General features: G+C 24.8%; 9 protein-coding genes, 1 tRNA gene and 2 pseudogenes. 1 reads left to right on the top strand and 11 read right to left on the bottom strand.

Translation table 11 applies throughout. The annotated features are described in order from the left end of the window. Positions 1–11: 11 nt before the first annotated feature. The 6 genes and pseudogenes from acpP to rluC form a co-directional block, all read right to left on the bottom strand. On the bottom strand, positions 12–251 hold the full coding sequence (gene acpP / locus TGUWTKB_RS02925) for an acyl carrier protein (protein WP_041063378.1): 240 nt from the start codon (positions 249–251) through the stop codon (positions 12–14). A gap of 137 nt (positions 252–388) precedes the next feature. Further along, on the bottom strand, positions 389–1,126 hold the full coding sequence (locus TGUWTKB_RS02920; RefSeq protein ID WP_041063377.1) for a 3-oxoacyl-ACP reductase family protein: 738 nt from the start codon (positions 1,124–1,126) through the stop codon (positions 389–391). A 9-nt stretch (positions 1,127–1,135) separates the two neighbouring features. Then, complete coding sequence (gene fabD, locus TGUWTKB_RS02915; RefSeq protein WP_041063376.1) at positions 1,136–2,077, bottom strand: ACP S-malonyltransferase; 942 nt, start codon at positions 2,075–2,077, stop codon at positions 1,136–1,138. A 902-nt stretch (positions 2,078–2,979) separates the two neighbouring features. Continuing rightward, complete coding sequence (gene plsX / locus TGUWTKB_RS02910) at positions 2,980–4,008, bottom strand: phosphate acyltransferase PlsX (protein WP_041063375.1); 1,029 nt, start codon at positions 4,006–4,008, stop codon at positions 2,980–2,982. Positions 4,009–4,035: 27 nt separating this feature from the next. Beyond that, on the bottom strand, positions 4,036–4,212 hold the full coding sequence (gene rpmF, locus TGUWTKB_RS02905) for a 50S ribosomal protein L32 (RefSeq protein ID WP_041063374.1): 177 nt from the start codon (positions 4,210–4,212) through the stop codon (positions 4,036–4,038). 177 nt (positions 4,213–4,389) lie between these two features. Then, a pseudogene (gene rluC / locus TGUWTKB_RS02900) lies at positions 4,390–5,336 on the bottom strand (23S rRNA pseudouridine(955/2504/2580) synthase RluC). Positions 5,337–5,728: 392 nt separating this feature from the next. Between rluC and rne the strand changes: the two are divergent. Further along, positions 5,729–7,249: pseudogene (rne, locus tag TGUWTKB_RS02895) on the top strand (ribonuclease E); the annotation flags it as partial. Positions 7,250–7,530: 281 nt separating this feature from the next. On the opposite strand, the gene TGUWTKB_RS02890 reads toward rne, so the two are convergent. From TGUWTKB_RS02890 to ispH, 5 genes are all read right to left on the bottom strand, one after another. Further along, positions 7,531–7,603 (bottom strand) — tRNA-Ile (locus tag TGUWTKB_RS02890). A 161-nt stretch (positions 7,604–7,764) separates the two neighbouring features. Then, a complete protein-coding gene (gene carB, locus TGUWTKB_RS02885) occupies positions 7,765–10,989 on the bottom strand; it encodes a carbamoyl-phosphate synthase large subunit (RefSeq protein WP_041063373.1) in 3,225 nt (1,074 codons plus the stop codon). Between the two features lie 10 nt (positions 10,990–10,999). Further along, positions 11,000–12,151 (bottom strand): glutamine-hydrolyzing carbamoyl-phosphate synthase small subunit, encoded by a 1,152-nt coding sequence (gene carA, locus TGUWTKB_RS02880; protein WP_041063372.1) that lies wholly within the window; start codon positions 12,149–12,151, stop codon positions 11,000–11,002. 73 nt (positions 12,152–12,224) lie between these two features. Beyond that, positions 12,225–13,046, bottom strand: coding sequence for a 4-hydroxy-tetrahydrodipicolinate reductase (gene dapB, locus TGUWTKB_RS02875; protein WP_232501623.1), 822 nt, complete (start codon positions 13,044–13,046; stop codon positions 12,225–12,227). A 106-nt stretch (positions 13,047–13,152) separates the two neighbouring features. After that, entirely contained in the window at positions 13,153–14,103 is a 951-nt protein-coding gene (ispH, locus tag TGUWTKB_RS02870) for a 4-hydroxy-3-methylbut-2-enyl diphosphate reductase (protein WP_041063370.1), read from the bottom strand. Positions 14,104–14,148 lie beyond the last annotated feature (45 nt).

The following is a 14,148-nucleotide window of genomic DNA, read 5'->3' as shown; positions in this document are numbered from 1 at the left end:
CTGGTTAAAATTCATTGAATTTTATGGCTATTAATATAGTCAATTGCTGCTTGAACAGTAGTAATTTTTTCAGCTTTTTCGTCTGGAATCTCAGTATTAAATTCTTCTTCGAGTGCCATTACTAATTCAACAGTATCGAGAGAATCCGCTCCTAGGTCTTCTACGAAAGAAGCGGAATTAGTTACTTCTTCTTCTTTTACACCTAATTGCTCAGCAATAATCTTTTTAACACGTTGCTCGATATCACTCATGCTATTTAGTTTCCTTTCAAAACTTGATAAAATCATCATTTATATAGTGTATAAAATTTTGAAAGTTTTTAATAAAAATTTTTTTCAAAAAATTATACACGATTTTTTATGATTTTTATTAATTTTTTTAAAATAAATCAGACCATATACATACCACCATTAACATGTAAAGTTTCGCCAGTAATATATGAAGATTCATTAGAGACTAAAAAAGATACAACGTTAGCAACTTCGTCTACATTACCTAAACGACCTAACGGGATATGTTTAAGAATAGCGGATCGTTGATCTTCTTTAATATTATTTGTCATATTAGTTTCAATATATCCAGGTGATACTACATTCACATTAATTCCAAATGGAGCAACTTCCCGTGCTAAAGATTTACTAAAACCAATTAAACCAGCTTTTGAAGCAGAGTAATTTGTTTGTCCAATATTACCTATGCTAGCTACAACAGAAGATATATTTACAATACGTCCTTTTATATGTTTTTTCAACATATAACGTAATATTGATTTAGTAATAAAAAATATAGAATATAGATTGGTATCTAAAACGTTTTTCCATTCAGTATATTTCATTCTAAAAAATAATTTATCACAATGAATAGCTGCGTTATTAACTAAAATATCAACTTTTTCAAATTTATTATGAATTCTATTAATTTCATATTCAACTTTTTTATCATCATTAATGTTTAATACAATTCCCCTATCTTCATTTTTCAAATAATTACAAATAGTTTTAGCACCATCCTCAGTTGTAGCAGTACCAATAACTATTGCTCCTTTTTTTGTTAATTTTTTTGCTATTGCTTTACCAATACCTTTAGTTGCTCCAGTCACTAAAGCTATTTTATCTTTTAAACTCATAATAATTAATTATTCCTTTATAAATTTATATACTAATGATAACGATTTATAATCATTTATTGATATTGTTTCTATACTATTTGTAATAGATACAATTAATTTATTTAGAACTTTTTTTGGACCAATTTCTAATATTTTTTCAATATTTTTTTTGGTGATGAATTGTACTATCTCTATCCAACGTACTGGTTTATATAATTGTCGTGCCAAATTTTTACGAATAATATTTACATCATTTTCTATTGTTACATCTACATTATTAATAACTGGAATCTTAGGAGGATAAAAATCAACTTTCTTTAAATATTGAGAAAATTTTTTTGCAATAGGTTTCATTAAACTACAATGTGATGGAATACTAATGGGTAATTGAACAATATGTTTAGCTCCTATATTTTTGCAAGCTATCCCTGTTTTTTTAACAGATTCTTTATTCCCTGAAATAACTATTTGATATGGGCTATTAAAATTTGAAATTTCAACGATTTCTTGTTTTTTTTTATTTTCTAAGCATAATTTTTGAACAATTTTTTTTTCTAAACCTATGATAGCCATCATGAGTCCTGTTCCTTTTGGAACAGCATTTTCCATTAATTCACTTCTTATTTTAATTAATTTAATTGCATTATGAAAGCTTAGTACTTTAGCACAAACTAATGCAGAATATTCACCAAGACTGTGACCTGCCATTATTTGAGGAATTATTTTTTTTTTCTTTAAAATCTTAAAAATAGCAACTGATGCAGATAATAATGCTGGTTGTGTATTTATAGTTTTATTCAATTCTTCTCTCGGTCCGTTTTGAACCAGTTGCCATAAATCTTTGTTATCAAGAATTGATGAAGCTTCATCAAATGTCTCTTGAACTTCAGGATATTTTGATATTAATTGTGATAACATTCCAATATGTTGAGATCCTTGACCTGGAAAAACCATTCCAAATGATTTCATAATTTATATCTCATTTTATTTAAAAATAAATAAAGAAGAACTTTAAGTAAAAATATTTCTAAAAATTTTTAATAAAATTAATTATTTCATTCGTATGTTACTATTATTTCTTTATCTAAATTACAGAATATAAAAAAGTATGTTGCTATGATGATTTAACATAATAATTTTTGTGTTTATGAATGACTTTTTTGTTCACATATTTAATTATTTTTATTTTTTTTTATAAGGTATCTATCAATTTTCAATTAATTTAAATTATTTATTTTTAAAATGTACTTAAGAGTAATTAATGTTATAAGAATTATTTTTAATATCTTGTCTTTAGACAAAATATAGATATAAAAAAAATTTTTAAAATTTTTCAGTACTATAATAATAAAAAATTAACATATAAATTTTTAGAAATGCTTTTTTAAAACTTAATATTAGTTGACTTAAATTATCTTTATTGATTAATAAGATTAAATTATTATAATATTTAATAAAAAATTAATTAATATTTTTGTACTTATAATAAATTATATCTTTTATATATAATTTTTAATTTATTTACTAGTTATACTTAGGACATATAAAAAATTAATATAAATAATACTAATGTTAAAATATAAAATACTATATATTATAAATATTTAAAAATTTTTAAAAAATACATCGAGATTTTTAAGAAATATAACAAAAACAAATAGTTACTAAAAAAAATTTTATAATAATTGATTTTGTATAATAATTGTTCTTATAAAAGTGATGGTTTCATCTAAATTAGTAACATATCAATTTTTCATTTCTATATAAATAGAAATATAGATATTAACAAAAATTATTTATAATATCCTCAAAAATATTTCCGTTTCTAATAATAATTGGTTTTTATAATTTTGTTAAACATATTAAATTTATTATCCTAAGTACGGTATGTTTGCTTTATAAATTTTATTAGAAATTTTTTCAGGAATTTTGAATAGTATAGATTTTGCAGCATATTTTATTGCAATAGCAAAAGCTTTTTGGTTAGCAGAGCCATGACTTTTAATAACGGGTTTATTTAAACCTAAAAGATAAGCTCCATTATATTGATCTGTGTTAAAACAACTAAAATTACTTATAATTTTTTTTCTTGTCAAAGATTCTAAGAAGTTAAATTCATATGGCATTAAACTTTTGCTATTTTTAATAAATGTAAAAAAAATTTGAGAAATACCCTCTATTGTTTTTAATGTAATGTTTCCTACAAAACCGTCACAGACTACAACATCAGTTTTTTTAGCAAAAATATCATTACCTTCAATATAACCAATATAATTTATATTTGATAAATTTTTTAAAATTTTTGAAGCATTACGTATGTTAGCTAATCCTTTTTTTTCTTCATTGCCAACGTTTAATAATGCAACTCGGGGATAAGAAATATTCAGTACAGTTTCTGCCATTATACTACCCATTATTGCAAATTGTACTAACATTTTAGTGTCTGATATAATATTTGCACCTAAATCTAATATAATAATATTGCCTATGATAGCAGGTAATATAGTTGCTAAGGCAGGACGATGAATACCCTTTAAAGGTTTAATTAATAATTTTGATAAGCCTAATAAAATAGCTGTATTTCCAGCGCTAACACATGCTTGCGCTTTTCCATCTCTTACTAATTCTAGTGCTATTCGCATTGAACTACCTTTGCTATTAAAAATAGCCTCTGAAAGGCTAATATCACTAGAAAGTACAGTATTTGATTGAATCAATTTTAATCTTTTTAATAGATGATAATCTTCTTTATTGATTAGAGAATTAATAATATTACAATCACCAATTAAAAAAACAATAAATTTAGGATTCAACTTTAGACTTTGTATTATAGCTGGTACAATAACTTTAGGTCCAAAATCACCACTCATTCCATCTATTGATAAAGTTAAATATGTCAAAATATACCTAGATAATAATATTATAATTTATTTTTTAAATGTTATTACTTTACACCCACGATAGTAACCATCTGCTGTTATTCTATGTCTAATATGCATTTCTCCAGATACTTTATCTATAGATAAAAGCTTATTTTTTAATGAATCATGTGATCTACGCATTCCTCTTTTTGATCGGCTCGGTTTATTTTTTTGTACTGCCATAAATATATTATTCCTTTTATATTAATTTTTATTTAAAAGTTTTTAAAAGTCGTTTTTAAATTATCTGAAAAAGATAATGATTCATTATATATTAATATAAAACTTTGATCAAAAATATCATATCTTTTTTCTGACAAAATATATATTAAAAAATAAACTATAAAGAATTTATGTATACTATATTTTATTATTTCTTAACATTTTTATTAATGTTTTTAATTGATTATCCATCGGAGCAAAAAAAGTAACTTTTTTAAGAGTATAGGGGTGAATAAATGTAATATATTCAGCATGTAAACATAAACGTTTATTTTTATTATTCAATTTTTTATTAAGTAACTTATTACCATATCTAGAATCAAAAATAATAGGAAATCCTACATGTGCAGAATGTACACGAATTTGATGAGTTCTACCTGTAATAGGAACAATACTAACTAATGTAGACGAAACAAAATGCTCTTGTATATAAAAGTGTGTTTCAGATATTTTTCCTGTATTACATATAGATACTATTCTTTCACCATTTTTAAGCACATTTTTTAATAAAGGTTGTTTTACAATTTTTATAGAACTTGGCCATACTCCGTGAACTAATGCTGAATATCTTTTATGAACACTTTTTAACCGCAACTGTTCATGTAAAAATCGTAATGCAGAATGTTTTTTTGCTATTAATAAAATTCCAGAAGTATCTCGATCAAGTCGATGAACTAATTCTAAAAAATTATCATTTGGTCTTAATCTTCTTAAGCCTTCTATTATTCCAAAATTTAAACCACTTCCTCCATGGACAGCTATTCCAGAAGGTTTGTTTATAATTAAAAGATGACTATCTTCATATATAATAACGTTTTTTAAAAAAAGTACTTTATTAATATCAATATAATTTTTAGTTTTTTTTTTAAATTTGATGATATGTTAGTATATATTTTATCCTCAAACTGAAGTTTATATTTTGGTTTAACACGTTTTAAATTAACTCTAATTTTTCCTTTTCTTAAAAGACAATAAATCATAATTTTTGATAAATTTTTAAATTTATTAATTAAAAAATTATCTATACGTTGTTCTGAATTTTTTCTATCAAAAATCATTATTCTTTTAAATGCTTTCAATTTCATACCGTTCTAAATAAACCTTAACTATTACAAAACAAAAATTTTTATTTCTCTCTGAACAAAATTTTTTTTTTATAGAATTATACAATAATCTTTACTATATACTATATAAATAATTTAATAATTGTTTTTTGTTTGTCACCTATTGTTTTTGAAATTTGTGTAAAAACAATTTCATTATTTTTATAAAAAAATGATGAATTAAATACTAAATATAAAATTTTATATACCAAGTTTTTATAATATTTACATAAAAAAATACATAATTTAATGTAATTTATATTTTTTTAAATTTCTTAAAAATATTTTTATTTTTAATTTTTATTAAATAAATACGTGTTTTAGAAAAAATTTTTTGGAATAAAACTATTGTTAAGAAGTAATGAGCAACGAAAATGAAAAGAATGTTAATAAATGCAACTCAAAAAGAAGAATTGCGTGTTGCAATTGTTGATGGAAAACGTTTATATGATTTAAACATCGAAAATGTTAAGCATGAACAAAAAAAATCAAATATTTATAAAGGCAGAATTACTAGAATTGAACCTAGTTTGGATGCTGTTTTTGTAGATTATGGAGGAAAAAAACATGGATTTTTACCTTTTAGAGAGGTATCTATAGAATATTTTAAAAAAATAACAAATATTAATGCACGGTATAATATAAAGGATGTTTTATTTGAAGGACAAGAGTTAATAGTACAAATTAATAAAGAAGCTAGAGGTAATAAAGGTGCTGCTTTAACTACTTTTATTAGCTTAGCAGGAAGTTATTTAGTATTAATGCCAAATAACCCAAAAGTTGGAGGCATTTCTCGACAAATAGAAGGAGAGAATAGAAATGAATTAAAAGAAATTATGTCATTGTTAGAATTTAAAAAAGGTATGGGATTTATTGTGCGAACAGCAGGATTAGGACAAACTAAAGAATCTTTACAGTGGGATTTAAATTTCAGAATTCAACATTGGGAATCAATAAAGAAAATAGCTTCTAAACACGCTGCTCCGTTTTTACTTCATCAAGAAAGTAATGTACTTGTAAGAGCTTTTCGAGACTATTTGCGTCAAGATATTAAAGAAATATTGATTGATAACTCAAAAATTTTTGATTTAGCACGTCAGCATATTACAGCTCTTGGACGTCCTGATTTTAAAAATAAAATTAAACTTTATAAAAATGAAATTTCATTATTTAGTCATTATCAAATTGAATCACAGATTGCATCTATTTTTCAAAGAGAAGTACGATTGCCTTCAGGAGGATCAATTGTTATAGATACGACAGAAGCTCTAACTGCAATAGATATTAATTCCTCTCGTTCAACAAAAGGATACGATATTGAAGAAACTGCTTTTAATACAAATCTAGAAGCTGTAACCGAAATTGCACGTCAATTAAGATTACGCGATTTAGGTGGTTTGATTGTCATGGATTTTATTGATATGACTCCCATAAAAAATAAACGCCTTATAGAAAATAGTTTAAAAGAAGCAGTTAGACAAGATCGTGCTCGTATTCAAATTAGTCATATTTCCCGATTTGGTTTATTAGAAATGTCTAGACAAAGATTAAATTCTTCATTATGCGAATCTGATAATCATATTTGTTCTCGTTGCAATGGTAAAGGTGTCATTCGTGATTATAAATCACTATCTTTGTCTATTTTGCGATTAATTGAAGAAGAATCAGTAAAAAAAAATACAAAATCAGTAAATGTGATCGTGCCAATTAATGTTGCTTCTTATCTTCTAAACGAAAAAAGAACAATATTAGTGTTATTTGAAAAAAAATCTAGTGGAGTTAAAATAGTCATTGTACCAGATAAAAATTTAGAAACACCAAATTATTCTATCACACGTATCAGAAAAAATAGAATAAAAAAAAACATCAATAAAGTATCGCCAAAAACATATAAAATAAAATTTCTTTTTTATATTAATAAAATAATTCATTTAATTAATTTTTACAAAAGAAGAAAAATTTTTATCATATGCACAAAATAACACTTAAAATTTTATATTTTATTCTATTCATAAAAATAAATTAGATAAAATTGATAATTAATCAAGTATTATAAAAAATATTTTATTGAAATAGAACAATATCTAAAAAGTCACTAAAAACAGTTTTTTAATTAATTTTTAATATTTTAAAAATACAAAAAAATTTTTAAATACTTTGCTAAGTTATTTTGATATGGCCCCTGTTGGATTTGAACCAACGGCCAAGCGATTATGAGTCGCCTGCTCTTACCGCTGAGCTAAGGGGCCTTTTGTTATATTTTTAAATTTTTTTATATTTTTAAACAATTCAGATAAAATTATATTACTTTTTTCATTTTTTTCAATAAAAATTGTTAATTATTATTAGTTTTATATAATAAACTTTATTCGTCATAAATAAAAAAGATAATATTTTTTACTATAAACTATCATCTTTCAAGTTTAGCATGTATTTCATTAATAGATAAAACATTTTTTATTGGATTTGAGTTTAAAGCACTAATAGTAGCAAAACTACCTTTAATCGTTGTATCAAAATGAATTTGATTTTGTAAAGCATGAATTCGAATATTTTTAGAATTTTCAAAAGCATTTATTTTTTTTTCAATATTAACAATATAAACATATTCACGATTTTTTATACAATTAAAAATGTTTAACTTGTCTGTATTTTTTGAATTTAAAATACGTACATTAATGTTTTCATATTTTAATATTTTACCTGTTTCAGGTGTAGCATCTAATTGAAACCCTAAATTTATCAATTTTTTAGCTAAATTAATAATTTTGTTTTTTTCTTTTTTTCCTAAACATAACAAAACGCGACCTCTTTTTTGAAAAAAGGATTGAGTAGCTAACATTGATTTAGAGAAAGCTTCTTCAAATGTTATACCAATAGACATAACTTCACCAGTAGAACGCATTTCTGGACTAAGAATTGGATCAACTCCTTTAAATTTATTAAAAGGCAAAACTACTTCTTTAATTGAAAAATATGGAGGTAAAATTTCTTTTAAGATACCTTGTTCTTTTAGTGATTTTCCAATCATAACACGTGCTGCGATTTTCGCTAATGGAATACCGATAGCTTTTGAAACAAAAGGTATTGTTCTAGCAGCTCGTGGATTGACTTCAATTAAATATGGGACATCTTTTTTAATAGCAAACTGAACATTCATTAAACCAGAAATATTTAATTTGAAAGCTAATTTTTCTACTTGTTTACGTAATTTATTTTGAATATTTTTATTTAAAGTATATGGTGGTAAACAACATGCAGAATCTCCAGAGTGTACTCCAGCTTGTTCAATATGTTCCATAATTCCAGCAATTAATACTTGTTTACCATCACAAATAGCGTCAACATCAACTTCTGTCGCATTATCAAGAAATTGATCAAGAAGAATGGGATAATCTTTAATAGAAAACATCATTTCTTTAAAATATTTTTGTAAATCAATCTCATTATAAATAATTTGCATTGCTCGTCCTCCTAATACATAGGATGGACGAATAACTAAAGGGTATCCAATAATTTTTGTTTTTTCTATTGCTTCTTTTATATTGTTAGCAATTGCATTTTTAGGTTGTTTTAACCCTATTTCATAAATAATTTTTTGAAATTTTTGACGATCTTCTGCACAGTCAATAGATTTTGGGTTTGTTCCTATGATAGTAACATTTTCTAGTTCCAAACTTTTTGCTAAATTTAACGGGGTTTGTCCTCCATATTGAATAATTACTCCTTTTGGTTTTTCAAGATGAACAATTTCTAAAACATTTTCTAAAGTTACTGGTTCAAAGTATAAACGATCAGAAATATCGTAATCTGTAGATACAGTTTCTGGATTGCAATTTATAATAATGGTTTCAAAATTATCTTTTTTTAAAGCTAATGCAGCATGTACACAACAATAATCAAATTCTACTCCTTGTCCTATTCTATTTGGACCACCACCTAATATTAAAATTTTATTAGAATTTTTATTAGGATTAGATTCACACTCTTCTTCATAAGTTGAATACATATATGCAGTATTAGTTGAAAACTCTGCGGAACAAGTATCAATTCTTTTATAAACAGGACGTACATTTAATTTGTAACGTAATTCACGAATATCTTTTTCTGTTGTATTTTTTAAGAATGCTATACGTGCATCAGAAAATCCTTTTTTTTTCAAAAACTTTAACGTTTTTAAGTTAAAAATTTTTAATTTTTTACTTTTAATTTGTTCTTCTATATCAATTAACTCTTTTATCTGTGTTAAAAACCAATAATCAATATTTGTTAATTTAAAAATTGTTTCTATAATAATTTTCGCTCGGAAAGCATCTGCAACATATAAAATACGATCAGAACCTGGATTTTTTAATTCATATTTAATTTTCTTTATATCCTTAGCGTCATAATGAAATACTTTTTGATCAAAACCAGAAATACCAATTTCTAAACTACATAAAGCTTTTTGAATTGATTCTTGAAAAGTTCTACCAATTGCCATGACCTCTCCAACTGATTTCATTTGTGTAGTTAAACGATTATTTGTTCCAATAAATTTTTCGAAATTAAATCTTGGAACTTTTGTAACTACATAATCAATAGTTGGTTCAAAAGAAGCTGGTGTTTGATTACCCGTAATTTCGTTTTTTAGTTCATCTAAAGTGTAACCTACTGCCAATTTAGCAGCAATTTTAGCTATTGGAAAACCAGTAGCTTTTGATGCTAGTGCAGAAGATCGTGATACACGAGGATTCATTTCAATAATAATTAATTTTCCATTTTTCGGATTTACAGCAAATTGTACATTAGAACCACCGGTTTCTACTTCAATTTCTCTTAAAACTGAAATTGCAGCATTTCGCATAATTTGATATTCTTTATCAGTCAATGTTTGAGCAGGTGCAACCGTTATTGAATCTCCTGTATGAATACCCATAGGATCAAGATTTTCTATAGAACAAACAATAATACAATTATCTTTTTTATCTCTCATAACTTCCATTTCATATTCTTTCCAACCAATTAAAGATTCATCAATGATTAATTCTTTAATAGGAGATAACAGTAATCCATTATCACAAATTTTTTTAAAATCTTTTAAATTATATGCTATTCCTCCTCCCGTTCCACCCATAGTAAAAGATGGTCGAATAATACATGGAAAACCTATTTTTTCTAAGACTAATAAAGCTTCTTTAAACGAATGAGCTACTCCTGATTTTGCTGTCTCTAATCCAATTTTTTTCATTGCTTTATCAAAGAGTTGTCTATTTTCTGCTTTTTCAATAGTTTTAATGGTAGCTCCAATCATTTTTACGTTATATTTATCTAATACATGATTATGATGAAGTTCTAATACGCAATTTAATGCAGTTTGACCTCCCATAGTTGGTAAAATCGCGTCTGGACGTTCTTTTTTGATAATTTTTTTTACTATTTTCCAATGTATTGGTTCAATATAAATTATATCTGCTGTTTCTGGATCTGTCATAATAGTTGCTGGATTAGAATTAATTAAAATTATTCGATATCCTTCTTCACGTAAAGCCCTACACGCTTGTACTCCAGCATAGTCAAATTCACATGCTTGGCCAATTACAATTGGCCCGGCACCAAGAATTAATATAGATTTAATATTTATACGATTATTCATTATAACTCTCTTAAGTTTTTTTCTTTTTACAATAATTTTTCATTAATTCAATAAAATAATCAAATAATGAAGAAGAATCTTGTGGACCAGGACTACCTTCTGGATGCCCTTGAAAACCAAAAGCTGGCTTAGAAAGATGATGAATACCTTGAATAGTTTTATCAAAAAGTGAAATATGCGTGATACAAATATTATTTGGTAAATTTTCTTTATTTACAGTAAATCCATGATTTTGCGAAGTAATCATGACGCGATCATTTTTTAAATCTTTCACAGGATGATTACTACCATGATGTCCTATTTTCATTTTTATTGTAGTTGCACCAATTGCTAAAGCTAATAGCTGATGTCCTAAACATATACCAAAAATTGGAATATTTTTTTTTAAAAAAATCTTTATTGCTTTTATAGCATAATGACATGGCTCTGGATCTCCTGGGCCATTTGAAAGAAAAATACCATCTGGTTGAAGATTTAAAACGTTTTCAGCTGACATTTGTGCAGGTACTACTGTAATATCGCATCCTCTATCAGATAACATTCTTAGTGTGTTATATTTTATTCCATAATCATAAGCTATTACTTTATAGCAAAATTTTTTATTAATTTGTTCTAGTTTTTTTGTTGATTTAATCCAGGTTTTTTCTGTCCAAGTATATATTTTTTTAGTTGTAACTGTTTTTACTAAATCTTTACCTTTTAATTTTTTAGTATTACGTGCTATTTTTAATGCTAAATTATAATCAGGATTATTTCCTGTAAAAATACAACCATTTTGCGTTCCTTTTATACGTAAAATATGTGCTAATTTTCTTGTATCTATATTTGAAATAGCTACAATATTATTCTTTTTAAGATAACATGAAAATGTTTCTTCGCTACGAAAATTATTAGATATTAATGAAATATCTCTTACAACTAGTCCCTTTACATAGATACTATTAGATTCTACATCATTATTGTTTATTCCTACGTTTCCAATATGCGGATATAAAAAAACAACAATTTGATGATAATAAGAAGGATCAGTAATAATTTCTTGATAACCAGTCATAGACGTGTTGAAAACGACTTCTCCTGCAAAAAAAGAAGAATTTATACCAACACTCTGACCATAAAATTTTGTTCCATCTTCTAAAACAAAAATTGCTGATCTATTCAAAAGATCCTCCAAAAAAAATTATATAATTATAAATCTTAATTATATATTTTAAATATAAAATAATTAAAGACCTTTAAAAAATGTTTTTTAAATTTAAAACATCTTGCATATCAAAAAGACCTTTCTCTTTTTTATTTTTTTCAATCCATATAGCCGCTTTAACAGCACCACTGGCAAAAATTTTTCTATTTATAGCTTTATGAGTAATTTCAATTTGTTCATTCTTTTCATGAAATAATACAGTGTGTTCACCAATAATTTCTCCAGAACGGATACTTGAAAATTCAATAACTTTTGGAGGACGTATTGCAATATTATTTATATTATTATAAAACATAGATTCTTTTAAATTCCAATTCATAATCTGCGCTATTTTTTCCCCGATAGTTAATGCAGTACCTGAAGGACAATCTTTTTTTTGTCGGTGATGTTTTTCAATAATATCTATGTCTGAAGAATTTCCTATAATTTCTGTAGTTTTTTCTATTAATTTAAAAAGTAAATTAATTCCGATACTAAAGTTTGAAGAATAAACAATAGGAATTTTTTTTGCGGCATCTTGAATAATTTTTCTTCCAGATTCATCAAAACCAGTTGTCCCAATTACAATAGATTTATTATTTTGATAACAAACTAATAAATTTTTTAAAGTATTTTCTGGACGAGTAAAATCGATAAGGATATCAAAATTATTAATAACGCTATTAATATCGTTAGTAATTTTTGCATTAAAATTATCAATTTTTCTAATTAAACTATTTTTTTTTTCAAAATTAAAACAAGATTTAGTTATAATTACACTTAAAACTATATTTTTTGTTTCTTCAACACATTTAATTAGTTGAGAACCCATACGACCATTTGGTCCAGCAATAGCTATTCTAAGTTTTTTCATATTCATTTTTTAGCCAATATATAAAATGTTATTAAATTTATTTTTTAGAAAAAATTAACTTTAAAACTAATAAATATTTAATATAACTATATTAATTTATATAAAATTATAATAAAACAGACGGTTTTCTATAAAAACTTTTAGGTATTTTAAAAATAAAATTTTCTTTAATACCTGATAATTCTATTACAGATGTATTTTTTATTTCGCATAAATATTTAATAATTTGATTAATTATTACATCTGGAGTAGAAGCCCCAGCAGTAATTCCAATGTTCTTGATATTATTTAAACAGATTTTTTTTATATCACTAATAGAATCTATTAAATAAGATTTCTTTTCGTATTTTTTTACAATTTCTACTAATCTATTAGAATTTGAAGAGTTTTTTGAACCTATTACAAATACTATTTCTGTTTTTTCAGCTAATTTTTGTACAGCAATTTGACGGTTAGTTGTTGCATAACAAATATCACTTCTACTAATATTAATTTTTGGAAATTTTTTTATTAATATTTTTTTAAATAAGTAAACTTCTTCTGTAGATAACGTAGTTTGATTAGCAATTACTACTCTACTAGGGTTATTAATTTTTATTTTTAAAACATCTTGAAAAGATTCTATAAGATATATTCCCCCATTTTTATTATTAATATATTGCCCTATAGTCCCTTTAATTTCTGGGTGATATGAATTGCCAATTAGAATAACTTCTATACCTTGATCGCTGGCTTTGCATACTTTTTTATGCACTTTTTTAACTAATGGGCAAGTAGCATCAAATATCTTTAGATTACGTTTTTTAGCTTGATTCTGTACGTTTTTAGAAACACCATGTGCAGAAAAAATTAGTATAGATCTTTTTGGAACATTTTCAATATTTTCAACAAAAACTACACCTTTCTTACGTAAAACGTTCAAAACATGACTATTGTGTACAATCTCATGATAAACATAAATAGGTTGTCCATATATCTTTAGAATTAAATTAACAATATTAATTGCTCTGTTTACTCCCGCACAAAATCCGCGAGGATTAGCTAAGAAAATATTCATATCGCATAAAAGTATTAATTTTTTTTTGTAACATATTATATATAA

This window comes from Candidatus Tachikawaea gelatinosa, assembly GCF_000828815.1.
Classification (GTDB): domain Bacteria; phylum Pseudomonadota; class Gammaproteobacteria; order Enterobacterales; family Enterobacteriaceae; genus Tachikawaea; species Tachikawaea gelatinosa.
Note: the sequence above shows the minus strand (reverse complement) of the source record. Positions and strands in the feature narration are given on the sequence as shown.